General features: G+C 50.8%; 15 protein-coding genes. 2 read left to right on the top strand and 13 right to left on the bottom strand.

Annotation, left to right across the window (positions count from 1 at the left end):
- The first annotated feature begins 23 nt into the window (after positions 1-23).
- Positions 24-1,697 carry a DUF4091 domain-containing protein gene (locus LAJLEIBI_RS04400; protein WP_006445065.1) on the top strand — a complete coding sequence of 558 codons (1,674 nt, stop codon included), beginning with the start codon at positions 24-26 and terminating at the stop codon, positions 1,695-1,697.
- Here the strand turns inward: LAJLEIBI_RS04400 and LAJLEIBI_RS04395 are convergent.
- The 9 genes from LAJLEIBI_RS04395 to LAJLEIBI_RS04360 all read right to left on the bottom strand — a co-directional run bounded on the left by LAJLEIBI_RS04395 (position 1,680) and on the right by LAJLEIBI_RS04360 (position 10,334).
- Positions 1,680-2,495, bottom strand: coding sequence for a carbohydrate ABC transporter permease (locus LAJLEIBI_RS04395; protein WP_006445064.1), 816 nt, complete (start codon positions 2,493-2,495; stop codon positions 1,680-1,682). The genes LAJLEIBI_RS04400 and LAJLEIBI_RS04395 overlap by 18 nt on opposite strands.
- Positions 2,495-3,373, bottom strand: a complete 879-nt coding sequence (locus LAJLEIBI_RS04390; RefSeq protein ID WP_006445063.1) for a carbohydrate ABC transporter permease — start codon at positions 3,371-3,373, stop codon at positions 2,495-2,497. Before LAJLEIBI_RS04390 ends, LAJLEIBI_RS04395 begins: the two co-directional genes overlap by 1 nt.
- Before the next feature lie 75 nt (positions 3,374-3,448).
- Positions 3,449-4,759: an ABC transporter substrate-binding protein gene (locus LAJLEIBI_RS04385; RefSeq protein WP_006445062.1), complete on the bottom strand. Its 1,311-nt coding sequence runs from the start codon at positions 4,757-4,759 to the stop codon at positions 3,449-3,451.
- Positions 4,760-4,844: 85 nt separating this feature from the next.
- Positions 4,845-5,594: an acyltransferase domain-containing protein gene (locus LAJLEIBI_RS04380; protein ID WP_006445061.1), complete on the bottom strand. Its 750-nt coding sequence runs from the start codon at positions 5,592-5,594 to the stop codon at positions 4,845-4,847.
- Positions 5,581-6,057 carry a molybdopterin-guanine dinucleotide biosynthesis protein B gene (gene mobB / locus LAJLEIBI_RS04375; RefSeq protein WP_006445060.1) on the bottom strand — a complete coding sequence of 159 codons (477 nt, stop codon included), beginning with the start codon at positions 6,055-6,057 and terminating at the stop codon, positions 5,581-5,583. Before mobB ends, LAJLEIBI_RS04380 begins: the two co-directional genes overlap by 14 nt.
- On the bottom strand, positions 6,039-7,238 hold the full coding sequence (locus LAJLEIBI_RS04370; protein WP_006445059.1) for a molybdopterin molybdotransferase MoeA: 1,200 nt from the start codon (positions 7,236-7,238) through the stop codon (positions 6,039-6,041). Before LAJLEIBI_RS04370 ends, mobB begins: the two co-directional genes overlap by 19 nt.
- Before the next feature lies 1 nt (position 7,239).
- Positions 7,240-7,824 (bottom strand): molybdenum cofactor guanylyltransferase, encoded by a 585-nt coding sequence (mobA, locus tag LAJLEIBI_RS18315; protein WP_006445058.1) that lies wholly within the window; start codon positions 7,822-7,824, stop codon positions 7,240-7,242.
- The gene (locus LAJLEIBI_RS04365; RefSeq protein WP_006445057.1) at positions 7,802-8,263 is read right to left on the bottom strand and encodes a 4Fe-4S dicluster domain-containing protein; all 462 of its coding nucleotides are present in this window, start codon (positions 8,261-8,263) and stop codon (positions 7,802-7,804) included. Before LAJLEIBI_RS04365 ends, mobA begins: the two co-directional genes overlap by 23 nt.
- Positions 8,253-10,334, bottom strand: a complete 2,082-nt coding sequence (locus LAJLEIBI_RS04360) for a molybdopterin-containing oxidoreductase family protein (RefSeq protein ID WP_006445056.1) — start codon at positions 10,332-10,334, stop codon at positions 8,253-8,255. Before LAJLEIBI_RS04360 ends, LAJLEIBI_RS04365 begins: the two co-directional genes overlap by 11 nt.
- A 220-nt stretch (positions 10,335-10,554) precedes the next feature.
- Here LAJLEIBI_RS04360 and LAJLEIBI_RS04355 point away from each other — a divergent pair, with 220 nt between their 5' ends.
- A complete protein-coding gene (locus tag LAJLEIBI_RS04355) occupies positions 10,555-12,111 on the top strand; it encodes an ABC-F family ATP-binding cassette domain-containing protein (RefSeq protein WP_006445055.1) in 1,557 nt (518 codons plus the stop codon).
- 97 nt (positions 12,112-12,208) lie between these two features.
- Here the strand turns inward: LAJLEIBI_RS04355 and LAJLEIBI_RS04350 are convergent, their stop codons facing one another.
- The 4 genes from LAJLEIBI_RS04350 to LAJLEIBI_RS04335 form a co-directional block, all read right to left on the bottom strand.
- Complete coding sequence (locus LAJLEIBI_RS04350; protein WP_006445054.1) at positions 12,209-13,129, bottom strand: sugar-binding transcriptional regulator; 921 nt, start codon at positions 13,127-13,129, stop codon at positions 12,209-12,211.
- A 138-nt stretch (positions 13,130-13,267) separates the two neighbouring features.
- A complete protein-coding gene (locus tag LAJLEIBI_RS04345) occupies positions 13,268-14,332 on the bottom strand; it encodes a zinc-dependent alcohol dehydrogenase (RefSeq protein WP_006445053.1) in 1,065 nt (354 codons plus the stop codon).
- Positions 14,333-14,351: 19 nt separating this feature from the next.
- Positions 14,352-15,251: a class II fructose-bisphosphate aldolase gene (locus LAJLEIBI_RS04340; RefSeq protein ID WP_006445052.1), complete on the bottom strand. Its 900-nt coding sequence runs from the start codon at positions 15,249-15,251 to the stop codon at positions 14,352-14,354.
- A gap of 29 nt (positions 15,252-15,280) precedes the next feature.
- A complete protein-coding gene (locus LAJLEIBI_RS04335; RefSeq protein ID WP_006445051.1) occupies positions 15,281-16,771 on the bottom strand; it encodes an FGGY-family carbohydrate kinase in 1,491 nt (496 codons plus the stop codon).
- Positions 16,772-16,780: the final 9 nt, after the last annotated feature.

Genomic DNA, 16,780 nt, shown 5'->3' with positions numbered 1-16,780 from the left:
AAAGAAAGAGAGGCTTCAGCCAAATGAATCCACAGACACCATCCTATGAAATAAAACTGCTCAGCTCACTTGCAAAGGTCTTCCCCGACGAGACTCCTGTCTATCAGCCGGAATGCCTTCTGTTAAGTACGCTCAAGGGAGAGACCGTATCCTTTCAGGCCGCCTGCACTGCATCCGGCACCTTTTTCAAGACAGCGGCCGAGGTCGTCATCCATTCCCCGCTCAAACATTGCATCCGGGTGCGCAATGTACTGAATGTTCCTGTGGGGCGCGCCTGCAATCCGGAGACAGACGACAACTATCTTAGGACGACATCAGGTATGTACCCTGATCTGCTCAGAGAGTTATCCGACAATACCACATTCATCTTCCCCGGTATGTGGAGAAGCCTCTGGCTCGATATTAAAGTGCCTGAAGAGACGGCGCCGGGCGTCTACCCTGTCGAGATCGCCCTCGTAAAAGAGGGAGAGGTACTGTGCAGCGCCGCGGCTTCTGTCACTGTATATGATGTCGCTTTGCCAAAACAGAAGATCATGCACACGGAATGGCTGCACGCCGACTGTCTCGCTGATTATTACCACGTACCCGTATTCTCCGAAGAGCACTGGGCTATACTGAAAAACTTCTTCCTGGAATACACAGACCGGGGCTGCAATATGATGCTGACCCCCTTATTTACGCCTGCACTTGACACCGCTTTCGGCGGAGACAGAACAACGGTGCAGCTTATCGGTATCACAGTGGACGACGGGACGTACCGGTTCGATTTCAGCCGTCTGAAACGCTGGGTAGACCTCTGCCTCGAATGCGGCATAGAATATTTTGAAATGTGTCATCTGTTTTCACAGTGGGGCGCAAAATATCCGCCAAAGATCATGGCGGATGTAAACGGAAAAGAAGAAAAGATATTTGGCTGGCATACGCCTGCAGTCGGGGAATACACCCGGTTCCTGCACGCCTTTCTGCCTGAGCTGACCGCCAGGCTTAAGGAGTGGGGCATTGACACGGTCACCTACTTCCATCTGTCGGACGAACCACGGCCGGACGATCTGGATACATACCGGCAGGCCAAAGAGTCTGTGGCTGACCTGCTGAAAGGGTATCACACGTTTGACGCATTATCCAGTTATGAATTCTACCGCCACGGGCTCGTCGACAAGCCAATCCCCGGAAATAACGAGATCGATGAATTCCTGGAGCACGGGCTCACCGATATGTGGACGTACTACTGTGTCGGCCAGTATCTCGAAGTGAGCAACCGGTTTATGTCCATGCCGTCACTGCGCAACCGGATCTACGGACTTCAGTTATACAAGTATGATATCATCGGGATACTGCACTGGGGTTACAACTTTTACAACAGCCAGTTCTCCCTGGAGCACATCAATCCTTACGAGACGACAGACGCCGGAGGCGGCTTTCCTGCCGGAGACCCTTTCCTCGTCTATCCGGGCGAAGACGGCAGGCCGGAAGAATCCATACGTATGATGGTCCACTACGAAGGACTTTGCGACCTGCGGGCGTGCCGGCTGCTGGAATCTCTCACAAGCAGGGAGTATGTCATGGAACTCATTGAGGAAAGCCTGGCGGAACCGCTGACTTTCAAACGGTACCCGAAGTCAGATATGTATCTCATCCAGCTCCGCAGCAGGATCAACAGGGAGATCGCCTCACGATCATCACTTCATACCACTTAAGGTCATTCCTTTGATGAACTGCTTCTGGAACAGGATAAATATGACGATCATAGGCATCATTATCATCGCTGCCGCGGCCATTGTGGCGGACAGATCCACCGTCCTCTGGCTGTCGAAGATGACAAGCCCGAGCGGCAGCGTCATTTTGTCTATGTCGTTCAGCATGAGCAGCGGATTCAGATAATCATTCCAGTTTGCCATCGCCGTAAAGATGCCGATGGAGCCGACCGCTGGTTTTATATTGGGCAGGATCACACTCCAGTATATTCTGAGCGGCCCGGCCCCGTCCATCTTTGCGGCCTCACACAGACTGTCCGGCACATCCGCGATAAACTGCCTGGCCAGATAGATGGAAAACGCGCTCACGAGCGCCGGGACGATCAGAGCCCATTTCGTATTGAACAGATGCATCTTCTGAACCATGAGATACCTTGGGATCATCGTCACCTGAGGAGGGACCATCATCGTCGCAAGAAGCAGGACAAACAGCAGCTTCTTAAAGCGAAACTGATATTTTGCAAATATAAATCCTATGAGTGTACTCGTGATTATGACCGCTGCCGTAATAAATATCGTGATAAATATGCTGTTCGCAAACCAATGCCCGATGGGAGCCTTTTCAAACGCGGTCTTATACCCTTCCAGCGTCCACTCCTCCGGAAAAAACTTTGTCTTGTTCGTGCGGATGTCTGCGTTCGACTTAAACGAGATCATCAGCATCCACGCCATCGGATACATCATGGCCGCCGAAAACAGTCCGAGAAACGTAACGATCATATAATGGTATTTTTTCTTCATTATTCATAACTCCAATCTGCCCGCATCATCTTATTCTGGATCATCGCCACCACAAACACGATCACAAACAGCCCGGCCGCAATGGCGGACGCATATCCCATGTCAAAACTGATAAAGCTTGTCCTGTACACGTAATTCGTAAGTACCATGGCCGTGTTGTTCATGCCCCCTTTTGAAGCGAAGATACGGAACTGCGCAAACATCTGGAAATAATTGGCCATGGTCATGATCGCGACAAACGCAAACGTACGGCCCATCAGCGGCAGCTTGATCGAGAGAAACCGGCGCACCGGACCTGCCCCGTCAATGGCAGCCGCCTCGTCAAATTCTTTCGGCACTCCTTCTATGCCGGCTGTAAAAAGCACCACGTTGTAACCGATGTCTGCCCACAGTGTATACACGATAATAAGGAGCATGAGCGGCAGTGTAGTGAGAAACCAGTTTTTGGGCGCCATGCCAAAGAATCCCGCGATCCGGTTCAGAATGCCTCCGTCTGTTCCGAGGATCCCATATTTCCATACCATTGACGTACCTACAACAGGGGCGATACACGGAATGAACAGGATCGTCCTGAAAAAGGTCTTCCACCTCTTCCACGGAAGTACCGATATGATCTTAGCCAGAAACAACGTTATGATGATGTTGGCAGACACCGCAGCCGCGCCGAAAAACACCGTATTTTTCACCGCCTGCCAGAATACCTCATCCTGCACAAGCCGTCTGTAATTCTCCAGACCAAGGAAGATATTCTGCGCACTTGCAGGGTTGTAGTCAAAAAAAGAAATTCCCAGGCCATAAACTACCGGGAACGCAGTAAATATAAATAAAAACAGGAAACTTGGCACTAATACTGCCGCCACAAACCGATTGTTCTTCATATAACGGACTCCTTCTTCATTATCGACGCAAAAAGGGCAGAGAATCCCGATGGGATATTCTCTGCCGCCCCTTTCCTAATCCATGGAATAGCCGATCTGGCACTCTTTCGTGATCTTCTCAGATGCTTCTTTTAAAGCGCCTTCCACATCCGGGTCATCGGACTGGCAAAGGTCTATAAACGTCTGGTTAAATACATCTCTCATATCAGAAGTGTTGTAAGGTCCCATCCACTGTCCGCTCGGAAGAATATCAAGAAGGAATGTGACATTTGGCATCGCTTCTTTATACTCCTCGCTGTCCAGAAGCGATTTTCTCGGCGGAAGCTGGTTGCAGGCGATATTGTGCTGTACCAGATTTTCCGGCTGGCTGAAGAACTTGACAAATTCCCATGCGGCATCTTTATTCTTACCGTTTTCCGGCACGATGATGCCCCACCCTGTCTCAGACGCGAACGCCATCTTCTCGCCGTACTGGGGAACCTGTACATACTCAAAATCTTCCCCGTATGTCAGGTCATAAGAGTCTGTACCTTCACCGATGGCCCAGGAGCCTACCGATGACATATAACCTTTGTCCTGATAGACGTCATTATAGCAATATTCATCCGCCGTCAGATTCTCAAGGTCGCATTCTCCGTCCTTCACCATGCTGAGAATCTCATTCATTGCCGCTATGCCTTCCGGTGTCGCGAAGTTGACGGAATCATCGTCCTGCAGGTACTGTCCTCCCTGCTGCAGGATCATCGCCAGATAGTTACAGATAAGCGCATCGGTATCTATCATCTCGAACCCCTTCACTTCAACGATATCCCCGTTTTGCTCAGACACTTCCTTTGACGTCCTGCGAAGTTCCTCCCACGTTTCCGGATAGGCAATGCCCGCTTCGTTAAACAGCTTCTTGTTTACGATCATTCCGCCGTATTCCAGGTTAAATTCCATCGGCACGCCATAATACTTGCCGTCCTTCTGATAGATGCCCACGGTAGGCTCCATATAATCCTCATCCATTTCCTTTGACAGATCCGCCGGAACTTCTGATAAGGCATCAGACTTGATAAAATTCGGAGCCATGCCGCCCCACACTGCGATCACATCCGGCCCGGATGTACTGGAAGTGAGCGCCGTCTGGATCTTGTCATTATACACTTCGTAAGGATACTCCTGTACCTCCACCTTATACTCCGAATTGGCCTCCTCAAACTTTTTAGCCATCTCCTTGTACGCTTTTACCCACGGTTCATTGTCGTGACACCAGAATGTAAGGGTCGTCCTGCCGTCTTCTTTTGAAGAAGACCCGCTCTTTTTATCACCGCCTGAACAGCCGGCCAGTAAGGACAGGCACAAAACTACAGCAATCGCTGCCGCTGATCTCTTTCGTATCTTCATAATTACCTCCCATAAAATAACAAATTATTACTCTATCAGTATATAATCGCCATGCCATAATCACAAATTGATATTTCACATGTCTTTATTGGTGTTGTCTATAAATGACACCGTACCCTATTCCAAGGTCCTTTCCCGCCAGCACATATTTTTTGGCCCTCTTCTGCAGGCTGGTCTCTTCAGGGTACTTTTCTTTGTCAGCCAGGACTTCGCCAAAGATACGCTCCTCCGCCTGGCGGTACGGATAGGTCACCTTCCGGATCCGGAAACGCTTCTGAAACTTCATGATATTACTTTCCTCATCCAGTACGCAGGACAGATTCGGAGACAACAGCCATGAGTCACAGTCGTACATCGTATAGGACGCGTCAAAGAACTTGTCCGCCTGAGAGAACGAATCGTCGCAGGCCTTCTCCGCCAGCGGCTCTCCCTCCGGAATATGTACGTGAAGCACACCGTCCCCCGTCTCAAACTGCAGCCTTCCAAGCCGGAAGATACGCATCTGAAGCGGCAGGCTCAGCCACCCTTCTTCCATCAGTCCTCTCACGCCTCGTCTCTTCAGACAACAGCGGTACCAGATCGTAAAATCATAAAACGTATCAAAATATACCTTGTCTGTTATCCCCCGTTTTTTAAATTGTTCATATCGTTCAGCGGCAAAAGAAACGTAGAGATACAGCAGAAGCTGATCCGTCCCCTCTTCTTCGCGGCTCTTGCCGAGAAAACGCTCTGTATCGCGGTAAAATAACTCCTTCCAACTGATATACTCTGCCCGCTGCATATCGTACGTCTCAACGATACGCTGAGCGTCCGCAGGAAGTTTAATTCCTTCCATTAACTCCTTTTTCGTCATGACCGTCTCCTGTATCCTCTTTCCTCGTGATTTTCATATTACTTTCTATCGTATCTGCGACCGCTTTTACATCCGGTATGTTACGGGGATGATCACAGATGTATTTCGGATACGTACTGTCTTTCAGGCCTTCCAGCAGAATAATATCTGCCTCCGGAAATGCCTGTACGATCTCATGTTCCGTGACACCGGAACATTCTTTCGTGACCATCATTCTTCCGGAAGAATATACAGCTGTTCCGAAGGCGCCGGCCATGCGGTGTCTGAAGCTGTCTGTGCCGGGTACGTCCGGCTCAAAGTCATGTCCGTCATGTTTGATCACCGCAACCTTATATCCCCTGCTTTTAAGCTCCGGTATGAGCTTCGTGATCAACGTCGTCTTTCCTGTATTTTTAAATCCGCTGACCGCGTATATATACGGTCTGCCTACAGCAGTATTATCCATACACTGTCTCCTTTACACAATCCTTCATTGCCTGCCGGAATATCGATCAGGCAGTTGCAGCCCTTCATAGAACTGAGCGAGCCGGACGAATGCGATCCCTCCGGTACACGGACCATACCGGATGCCCACACCGCCCTGACAAATCTCCTGCTGCCGCTTTTTTTAGGGAACCCATTTTCCATGACAGCCTGCTGCCGCACAGGGGCAAGCGCGCTGTCGCCTGTCATATGATAAAGGGCAGGCCGCACAAGAAGCTCCATGCCGGCCGCCGCCCCGAAAGGGTTGCCGGACAGGCTGATGATCACGGCGCCCTCATATACGGACGCCATGGCGGGGGAACCGGGCTTCAGCTTCACTCTCCAGAATAGCCTTTCGGCGCCGAGGCGTTCTATGACATCATGCATAATATCCATCTTCCCCACTGACACTCCCCCGGTCGTGATGATCAGGTCCGCTTCCTTACTTATCCGCGCAAGGCAGCCGGCCGCCTTTCCTGCGTCGTCTTCTATCCTTCCCGCATAGAACGGCGTAATGCCCCACTCCCGCAGTCTTGCCTCCACGAGATACCGGTTGGAATCGTAGACCGCTCCGGGCCTTAACGGCCTGCCCGGCTCCTGCAGCTCACTGCCTGTCGTGAGCACTGCCACAGCCGGCTTTTTCCTCACTCTTACTCTCTCGTATCCCATGCCGGCCGCCAGCGCAATATTCACCGCATCCATCCGCTCGCCGTTTCGGATGATATGGGTTCCTGCTCTATAGTCTTCCCCCTGAAAGCAGATATTCTCACATGGCTTGACAGAACGGTATATCTGAACCTTCTCTTCTCCATAATCCGTATCTTCCTGCCGTATGACCGCATCCGTGCCTTCAGGTATGGGAGCGCCGGTCATGATTCTCACCGCCTGTCCCGGGCCGAGGCTTTGTACAGCGGGAACACCTGCCGGAAGTTCTCCTGCCACATTAAGTACCGCGGGGTTTTGCGCGCAGGCCCCCCGGATGTCCCCGGCGCGTACTGCGTAACCGTCCAGAGGTGACCTTGGAAACGGAGGCTGGTCCGTCCTTGCCGCCAGATCTTCCCCGATCCGTCTTCCAAGAGCTTCCGACAGGCTGCACTCCTTTGTCCCTTCTGTCTGTTTCACGTGAGCGTTCAGTATTCTCTGCGCTTCTTCTAATGTAACCAACCTATTGACCCTCCAGCCTCTTATAATCCTCTTTTGTATTCACATTATTCACGGTTGTATGCTCAAGCGGAAGAATCTCACAGCCGGCGAGGCTTCTTTCCCACCAGCCGCACAGCCGGCAGTTTCCTTCTGCTATGAGCTCCTCCGCTGCAGGCAGCATCTCTTTACTGTATACTGCCGGAAGCGGCAGCAGCCGGTCTCCCGCCGACGGGCAGACCGGTCTCCCTGTTCTTCTGTATATCTCCATGAGGTCCTTAAGAAGCCGGTCCGGTACCGGGACCATATCACATGGCACCACGAGAAGAGCGTCCTCCTGGCACAATTTCAGCCCCGTGCAGATTCCGCCGATGGGACCGGTACCTTTATATATATCTTTTACAAGGACCGCGTCCAGGCCTTCATACGGCGCATACTCCTCCACAGACACATACAGCGCGCCGGCAGCCTTGAGGCCATTTTTTAGCCATAAATAAAACTGCTTTCCCCGGTACTTTAGAAACAGTTTCTTTCTGCCGCCCATGCGGGTATTTTTTCCTCCGGCCAGAATATAACCGGCCAGTGTATTATCCATCTGTTTCTCTTTCATCGGATTCCCTTTCCTCTTCCACCGTCACAGCCCCCGTCGGGCATGCCCGCACACAGGCAGGTTCGCGGCCCGCTTTAAGCCGTGTAAGACAGCCGTCGCATTTCACGATCTTCCCTTCACGGTCAAACCGGATCACCTGCACCGGACAGGCACTCTCGCATGCCCTGCAGCCGGAACAGAGAGCCCGCCTTGCAAGTACAATCCCGGTGTCTTCGTCCGCTAACAGCGCGCCGCACGGACAGGCCCGCGCACAGGCGCCGCAGTGTATACAGCCCGGGCAGACATCCTTCTGAAAACTTTTTGACTCCGCCACGATCCTTTTTATGGAACGGAGGCTTATGCCTTCCTCTCCCGGCCCATAGTGGGCATCCAGGCAGGCCGTATGGCATGCAAAGCAGCCGGTACATTTTTTCTCGTCAAATCGGAATTTATAACTCATGCGGCTGTTCCTCCATTTTTTCTACATTACAGAAATAACTCTTATATCCAGGGAACCCGGATATTGGGTCAAGGTAATCTTTATCAATAAGTTCATTGGCATCCCCTCTGCCGTCTCCATGGTACATGTATACAACACCCGGATCTCCGTTGATATTACAGGCAGCCATTCCTGTCACTGCGCCGGCCGGAGAGCGGATGATAACAGTATCCCCCTCTTTAAGCCCGCATTTCTCAGCATCCAGCGGATGCATCTCGATAAGAGGGGACGGCTGCAGCGCGTCCAGCCACGGCACACGGTACACCCTTGAATGGAAGTACTGGGGCCTGCGGCAGCCTGTGTTCAGAATAAAGGGATATCTCTTCCTGTCCACGGCCGTCTCCTTTCTGTAATCCCGATAGACAGGCAGTCCCTCATATCCGTGGCTGTCCTTGTACCGTTCCAGTACAAGGGACTTTAATTCGATCTTACCGGAAGGCGTGCGGAACGCTTCCTTCTCATAATTTTTAAAGGACGGCATTCGCAAATGCCTGCCCTGCAAACCTTCGGGGCTGTCTTTCAATTCTTTAAGCGTCAATCCGGACGGTTCCAGAATATACTGCATATAATTGTCGTATCCCTTCTCCAGCACTTCGTCCCGCAGTCCCATCCTCTTTAATACTTCCATGATGACCTCAATATCATTTTCAGACTCTCCCAGAGGTTCGACCGCCTTGTTGGAGAAAAAGAAACGGCCGCCTTTCAGGCAGTGGACCTCCTCTCGCTCGTAGGATGTACATGCGGGCAGCACGAGGTCGGCCGCTTTACAGGAATCTGACATAAATAATTCCACATTTACATAAAAATCCAGCTTCATCAGCGCCTGCTCCACATACTCCGGCTGCGGCCACATACGGTGGTTCAGTCCCATACCGAATAACGCCTTGACCGGATAAGGCTCTTCCTTCATGATATAGTCTGCAAGCCTTGTACACTGCGCCTCATCGCAGGACAGATCAAACCAGACAGGAAAGTCTCTCTGGCCGATCGCTTCTTCTTTCTCATATCGTCTGACCTTCCCAAACTCATTACAGGGGGAAGTAATTCCCGCCATAGAACAGTTGCCGCCTTCTACATCGTAATTCCCCGTGATGGCCGGCAGAGAAAAAACGGCGCGGTAATTCTGGACGCCATTCGTATGATGTACGATAGGTGAAGCGGAAAACAGAATACCGGAAGGCCCGTTCTCCGCATACATTCTCGCCGCTTTCCGGATCAGCCCCGCATCCACCCCGGTGATGACCGCTGCTTTTTCCGGTGTATAACGGCCCGCATACTCCCGGTACTCCTCAAATCCATACACATAGTTGTCAATAAACGCTTTGTCACACAGCCCTTCTTCTATAATGACATGGGCCATGGAAAGAGCCAGAGCGCCGTCCGTTCCCGGAACAGGCTGCAGATGAATGTCCGCGTCATTGGCCGTGACCGTACGCCGGGAATCCACATCAATGATCTTTACCCCCCGTTTTTTCAATCCCTGGTATATGCCGCTCATGGCCGTGTTGGAGTGGTACAGATTAGAGCTCCACAGCAGCACCGAACGGGCATGCGCCAGATCCGGCCCGCATATGTGATTGCCGTAGATGGAGCGCCACGCCAGCGCCGCCGCCTGGAAACACGTGCTGGACTCCGTACAATAGTTAGGAGAACCATATGCATTGGCGAGTCTTAGGAGGGCAGGGCGGTACCATTTCGGATAACCGGTATAAAATACCGTCGATCTGGCGCCGTATGTATCTCTCACTTTCAGCAGATTTTCCGCTATGATATCATACGCCTCATCCCACGTGATCCTTGTAAACTTTCCTTCTCCCTTTTTTCCGGCGCGCTTCATCGGATAGAGTAGGCGCTCCTTATTATAAACGTATTGCTTTGCCGCCATCCCCTTGGCACATAATCCACCGGACTGGCCTTTCACATTCCTGCTGCCCTCTACGGACACGAGCAATTTGTCCTTCACATATGCGTCTGCCTGGCAGCAGGGACCGCAGATACCGCAGGCTGTTTTAACTATTTTTGTTTCTGACATGTTTACCTCTACTTTCTTTCAGCCACCGCCAAAGTTACAAACCTGTCCCAGAATATCATGATTATATCTTTCATGTCTTTGCAGCGTCAAATTGATTATACCGATCAACCGCTTCACATATAGATGGTATCTATGAGCCAAAAAATATTGAGGAACGTGTTTTAATATGTTATATTGATACTGCCGTTCACTCAAAACGGCAGTAAAGGAGTACAACAACATGAGCATTTTAACTGTAGAGCATCTTTCCCATGGATTTGGAGACCGCGCCATCTTTCACGATGTATCTTTCCGTATGCTGAAAGGGGAGCATATCGGCCTCGTCGGCGCCAACGGGGAAGGCAAATCAACATTTTTTAATATTGTGACCGGCGCAGTGACGCCAGATTCCGGCAAGATAGAATGGGCCAGGGATGTCCGCATCGGCTATCTGGACCAGCATACAGCGCTGAATAAAGGAATGACCATACGCGATGTTTTAAAATCCGCATTTTCATACCTCTTTGCATTGGAAGAGCGCATGAATGATATCTGCGATAAACTCGGATCCGCGGATGAAGAGACCATGAACAGTCTGATGGAGGAACTCGGTGTCATCCAGGATACTCTTACCATGCACGACTTCTATGTCATCGACGCAAAAGTGGACGAAGTGGCGCGTGCACTTGGACTTCTGGAAATCGGACTGGACAGAGACGTCACCGACCTGAGCGGGGGACAGAGAACCCGTATCCTGCTCGGCAAACTTCTGCTTCAGAAACCCGACATCCTGCTCCTTGACGAGCCTACCAATTATCTGGATGAAGAACATATCAACTGGCTGAAACGTTATCTGAACGAATACGAGAATGCCTTTGTCCTTATCTCCCATGATATCCCGTTTTTGGATGAAGTCGTCAACATCATCTATCACGTGGAGAACCAGGAGCTGAACCGGTATGTCGGTAATTATGAGGAATTCCAGAAAGTATACGCGGTAAAAAAAGCGCAGCTTGAGGCTGCCTATAAAAGGCAGCAGCAGGAGATCAGTCAGTTAAAAGACTTTGTAGCCAGAAATAAAGCACGCGTCTCCACCCGCAATATGGCCATGTCCCGGCAGAAAAAGCTGGACAAGATGGATGTCATCGAACTGGCGTCGGAACGTCCGAAGCCGGAATTTCACTTCCGTCCGGGACGCACGCCCGGCAAATATATCTTTGAACTAAAGGATTTTGTCATCGGATACGATGAACCGCTGTCCGCCCCTCTGACTCTCTCCATTGAGCGGGGACAGAAAATCGCCCTGACCGGCGCCAACGGCATAGGAAAAACCACATTGATCAAAAGCATCCTCGGGCTTGTCCCTCCCCTTTCCGGAACTTGTGAAACAGGGGAAAATATAGCTCCGGGCTATTTTGAACAGGAGGGAGGCCACAACAATAAGAGGACCTGTATCGAGGAGATCTGGCAGGAGTTCCCTTCCTTCACTCAGTATGAAGTACGCTCCGCCCTTGCCAAGTGCGGCCTGACCACAAAGCATATTGAAAGCCAGGTACGGGTGTTAAGCGGCGGTGAACAGGCAAAGGTGCGCCTGTGCAAACTGATCGGCCGGGAGACCAACGTCCTTCTTCTGGACGAGCCTACGAACCATCTAGATACAGACGCAAAGGACGCCCTGAAGGCCGCTTTAAAAGAATACCGCGGAACGCTGCTCCTCATCTGCCATGAGCCTGAATTCTACCAGGACATTGTCAATGATGTCTGGGACTGCAGCAAATGGACGACCAGGATCGTGTAGGCCGTCCAGTCCATTGTATGGGACAAAAAAACAGAGAGCGCTTAAATAACAGCGTTCTCTGTGATCTCTTCAAATATTTTTTACTTAATTTTTAACATCAATCCTCTTCCAGCAGCGCACATGCCAGTCCCTCATCGATCATGAGAACATTGATATACCCGCCTTTGATAGCCGCCTTGGCGATATACTTCTTATTTCTTCCGAAAGCCACCGCAATACAGTGTGGTATCTTTCTGAGCTGTTCTAACGGAATCGCGATCGTCCGGTCCTGTATATCTGCGTCACACAGGTTTCCGTCATAATCAATGAAGGTTCCGCATATATCTCCCACCACATTCTTACTGCGCAGTTCCTCCTTATCCGCCGTAAAATTGTACCATGTATCACTCGTATTAGGAAGGATGGCATCCAGAAGTCCGAGGCCCACGATCGCGATATCCAGATTGGCAAGTTCCTGGAAATGCTTTTTGTTGAAGGGTTCTTCCAGGAGAAGATCACGCAGCACCTTTGTATGCACAAGAAGCGGCACATGCATGGCATGAGGGATCCCCCCTAATATCTTTGCCAGGTCGATCGCCAGAAAGGAAGAGCAGTTGCTCATCTGGTGGCTTGCATCCCCCTGCATCTGGAATACATCAATGTTATAACGGTCGATCGCCTGCAGGCGGTAAATTATGCTTGCGATCGTCGTCCCTGCTGAAACTCCGATACGGACATTTTCGCTGACTGCGTTCTTCAGATAATCTGCTGTGGACTCTCCGATCGCTTTCAGTATCAGCTCATTGTCATTCTTGTCATTGACCACGCAGACATGCTTTAACCCATATTTCTTCTCCAGCTTCTTTTCCAGTTCATATTGATACATGGAAGTATTCTTAATATGAATAGATACGATTCCTTCATCAATACAGTTCTTCAGTATCCTTGATACAGTAGTTCTGGAAATATTCAGTTCTTTTGCAATTTCTTGCTGTGACAGGTTCTGCCTATAATACATATTTGCAACCTGAACTTTCATATCTAAACGATTCGGGGACATCTCATTCACTCTCTTCCCTCTCCTGTTATTTTCAAAAGCGGCAGCCTATTTATACCGTCATAATATCTGGGGATATTATATCATATCTCCTAATAATTGGAAACACTTTGACTTTTCTTAATTATCCGGGTCTATGACAATTTTAATCGCCGTCTGGTCTTTCAGTAATTCAAACCCGTGTTTGATCTGCGAAAGCGGTAATCTGTGAGAGACAAGGGACGCAAGGTCCAGTTTGCCTGCTGCCGCAAGGCTGATAACGTTTCTCCAGGATGTCGTATTGTAACCCATATGGCCTGTTATACTGACAGATTTGACATTCACTTCATTCATACCATATCCATAAGGCTTGTCGTTCATACCGATGCGCACCACGATCCCGTCATTGCGGACGATCTCCACCGCCTGTTTTAATACGGCGGGCGCGCCGGCGGCATCTATACATAAAGCCACGCCGCTCATACCGCAGATTTTCTCCACCTCTGCCGCAAGATCGACACCTTCCCCATTTATAATGGTATGGGTCGCCCCCAGTTTACGCCCGCACGGAAACCGGGATTCCTCATCGGACGGCATGCCGATCAGTATGATCTTGGCAGCCCCCGCTATCTTCGCCATCTGGACGCTGAAAAGTCCCAACGCGCCGGCTCCGAACACTACCACGTTCTCCCCCGGCATCATCTGTCCTTCCTGTACGACCGCCATATATGCATTGGCGGCAGGCTCCAGCAGCGGCGCTGTCTCCATGGGGATCTCTTCCGGCAGACGGAACAGACAGTTGGGATATACTGCCAGCAGATCCCCGGGGATTTTAACATACTGCGTAAAGGCCCCGTCGACACTGCATCCCAATGTTTCCCTCTCCGGGCAGTTCACAAAGTTTCCCTTCTCACAGGCCGGGCACCGGCCGCATACGGAGGCTGTATTCTCCGATATGACCCGGTCTCCCACTTTCCAGTACGTGTCGGCATGCGGACCCATCTTGGCGATCGTTCCAGCAAACTCATGTCCCAGAATGATAGGATACTCACCGAGACAGGGCAGCGCGCCATTATAAAAATGTACGTCACCGCCGCAGATAGCTGCTGATTCCACTTTAATAAGAATATCCCTGTCACCGCATTCTGGCTTCTGTACTTCCCGGATCTCTGTCTTTCCGCGTTCATATAATACTAAACCTTTCATCTTGATCCTTCTTTCTGCTTTATAATATAGTGTTTTCTGTTATCTCTACTTTCTTTCTCCTGACTGTATTGTCCGCCTTCCACGCCATACCTTCCGATCCAAGTATAGTGATGAAATGCTTCAGGCGCGAGCCGTACCCTTCTTCTATAATGTTGGCAAAACCATAAGCGCCGCTTCCGGATGTATCTGCATTTTCAATGGCCTCAATGGCAGACGCAAAAAGTTCGCATCCGATGTTCACCTTATTGATTCCCATCCTGGCAGCTTTTTTAAGGCCTTCATCACCAGTCCCTGAACCACCGTGCAGCACAAGAGGAAAGTTTCCCGTCACCTTTTTTATCTCCTCGAGCCTGTCGTAGTCAAGATATGGAATCTGCCCTTTATCATAGGCGCCGTGGGCCGTACCGATGGCCACTGCAAGGCAGTCGATCCCGGTCTCCTCTATAAACCGTTTTGCAAGTTCCGGTTCTGTCAGAGCCGCATCTCTGTCCGCCTCATAATTGCTGGCATTTCCCACATGACCAAGCTCCGCTTCCACACTGACGCCTGCCGCATGGGCAACCTTAACCAGTTCCTTCACCTGGGCAGCATTCTCTTCAAAAGGAAGTTCCGAGCGGTCTACCATAATAGAGGAAAAACCTGCGCGGATACACGCCACCGCCGACTCAAAATCCGAACCGTGGTCGTGATTGACCGCCACCGGAACTTTCGACGCTTCGGCCAGGGCCTTCAGGTATCTTCCGAATAGATCCACATCATAATCAAAAATGAGCGGGACAAGCAGAATGACCGGAGAATTCATCTCTTCCGCACACTTGATCGCTGTACGGGCGTTTAATTCTGTCTGCACTACCGGCGCCGGCACCGCGTAATTTCCCTCATTGGCTCTGTCTAAAATTTCTTTCATTGTCACTAACATACTCTATACCTCCTGTATTTCATTTTCGCTTACAGTTCCTTCTGCCGGTTCCAAAAATCAACCGACATGTCATATGCTTCCTGATAAAGCTTTAACTGTTCTTCATACCAGGCAGCCTTTTCTTCCCTGGGATAATAAGTCTTTTCCCGCACAGGTTCCGGAAATCCGTCCTGTAAAGTATAATATCCAAGCGCCACACCGGCGCATATGGCCGCGCCGCGGCAGCCTGTCTCCCGGTCTTTCCCGATATGCACAGGGCGCTTCAGCACATCTGCAAACATCTGTCCCCAGATATTGCTTTGGCTTCCGCCTCCTGTCATCCATATTTCCCGAAACTTTTGTGTCCGAACTTCCAGTCTGCGTATCTCTATGCACATGGTGATGCAGATTCCCTGAAAAAGAGCGAGCAGGATATCTTCTTTCGTTGTATGTGATGTCATTCCAAGAATCCCGGCTCTGGCGGAACTGTTGTAAAATGTCCCAAGCAGATAGGGCTGGAATACAATGCTGCTCTCTTTCTTTTCCGCCAGCCGCTTCTCCAGAAGTTCAAACACACTGACTCCCTTCTCTTTTGCCTCCTGTTCTTCCCCGGAAAACATCAGATCTAACAACCAGTTCATGGTATTGCATCCGCTTCCGATGGATGTGGTGACAGTCTTTATTTCCCTTGTGATCCCCCCAAACAGAAAGCTCTCACCCGGGACTTGTACTGCCGGAAGCCTTGCCGCTGCGTCCAGCACGGCAATATTGATGCCAAGCGTACCCATAATGACAGCAAGATGACCCTGTTTATTTCCCCCGCTTCCGATAGAGCAGGCGATCATATCATGGGCGCCTGCCGCAACAGGTGTTCCCGCTGCAAGTCCGGTCAGCTCTGCCGCTTCTTCTGTCACTGCGCCGCATATTTCACTGGCATATACGAGAGGCGGAAGCATAGTGATACATTCTGCAATCCCCGCTGTTTCCAGACACTTGGTTAAATACTCTCCGGTATCCAGATCCACCGGTGCCGGCGGGTCGGACATATCTGCATTCGCCTTCCCTGTCAGACGGTACCGGATCCAGTCCTTACTCCCGAGGATCCACCGGACCTTTTTAAATACTTCTGGTTCCTTTTCTTTCAGCCAGAGCATAAATGCCGCGGTCCTCGGAATCTCTGCCTCCTTTTGAGTCTCAAAGTGGTCCATGACCTCTTCGTGACGGCTGTCCATAGACAGGACGCCAGGATATACGGCTTCCCCGTCCTGCGACACAAGAAAATTGCCGCCGCCCTGTCCGGAGAACGAGACTGCCGCCACTTCCTCCGGGCTGATACCGCTTTTGCAGAACAGCTCCCGGACAGCCGCCGCGGCCTGCTCCCACATCAGTTCCATATCCTGCTCAGCCCAGCCCGGCTTCAGACTTCTGATCGGCTGGCACCTGCGCGACTCCAAACAGACGACCTCCGCATTTACAGTGTAAAATGCCGCCTTAATCTCCGACTGTCCTCTGTCTATTGTTAAAAAATATTTTTTCTCCATCGTCTCACC

The organism is [Clostridium] hylemonae DSM 15053 (assembly GCF_008281175.1).
Lineage (GTDB): Bacteria > Bacillota > Clostridia > Lachnospirales > Lachnospiraceae > Extibacter > Extibacter hylemonae.
This window is presented reverse-complemented; position numbering and strand designations above follow the sequence as displayed.

Excerpts from the sequence above, each read along its gene's own strand:
- LAJLEIBI_RS04400 (WP_006445065.1), top strand. The coding sequence starts at position 24 with ATGAATCCACAGACACCATCCTATGAAATAAAACTGCTCAGCTCACTT.
- LAJLEIBI_RS04395 (WP_006445064.1), bottom strand. The coding sequence starts at position 2,495 with ATGAAGAAAAAATACCATTATATGATCGTTACGTTTCTCGGACTGTTT.
- LAJLEIBI_RS04390 (WP_006445063.1), bottom strand. The coding sequence starts at position 3,373 with ATGAAGAACAATCGGTTTGTGGCGGCAGTATTAGTGCCAAGTTTCCTG.
- LAJLEIBI_RS04385 (WP_006445062.1), bottom strand. The coding sequence starts at position 4,759 with ATGAAGATACGAAAGAGATCAGCGGCAGCGATTGCTGTAGTTTTGTGC.
- LAJLEIBI_RS04380 (WP_006445061.1), bottom strand. The coding sequence starts at position 5,594 with ATGGAAGGAATTAAACTTCCTGCGGACGCTCAGCGTATCGTTGAGACG.
- mobB (WP_006445060.1), bottom strand. The coding sequence starts at position 6,057 with ATGGATAATACTGCTGTAGGCAGACCGTATATATACGCGGTCAGCGGA.
- mobA (WP_006445058.1), bottom strand. The coding sequence starts at position 7,824 with ATGAAAGAGAAACAGATGGATAATACACTGGCCGGTTATATTCTGGCC.
- LAJLEIBI_RS04365 (WP_006445057.1), bottom strand. The coding sequence starts at position 8,263 with ATGAGTTATAAATTCCGATTTGACGAGAAAAAATGTACCGGCTGCTTT.
- LAJLEIBI_RS04360 (WP_006445056.1), bottom strand. The coding sequence starts at position 10,334 with ATGTCAGAAACAAAAATAGTTAAAACAGCCTGCGGTATCTGCGGTCCC.
- LAJLEIBI_RS04355 (WP_006445055.1), top strand. The coding sequence starts at position 10,555 with ATGAGCATTTTAACTGTAGAGCATCTTTCCCATGGATTTGGAGACCGC.
- LAJLEIBI_RS04350 (WP_006445054.1), bottom strand. The coding sequence starts at position 13,129 with ATGAAAGTTCAGGTTGCAAATATGTATTATAGGCAGAACCTGTCACAG.
- LAJLEIBI_RS04345 (WP_006445053.1), bottom strand. The coding sequence starts at position 14,332 with ATGAAAGGTTTAGTATTATATGAACGCGGAAAGACAGAGATCCGGGAA.
- LAJLEIBI_RS04340 (WP_006445052.1), bottom strand. The coding sequence starts at position 15,251 with ATGTTAGTGACAATGAAAGAAATTTTAGACAGAGCCAATGAGGGAAAT.
- LAJLEIBI_RS04335 (WP_006445051.1), bottom strand. The coding sequence starts at position 16,771 with ATGGAGAAAAAATATTTTTTAACAATAGACAGAGGACAGTCGGAGATT.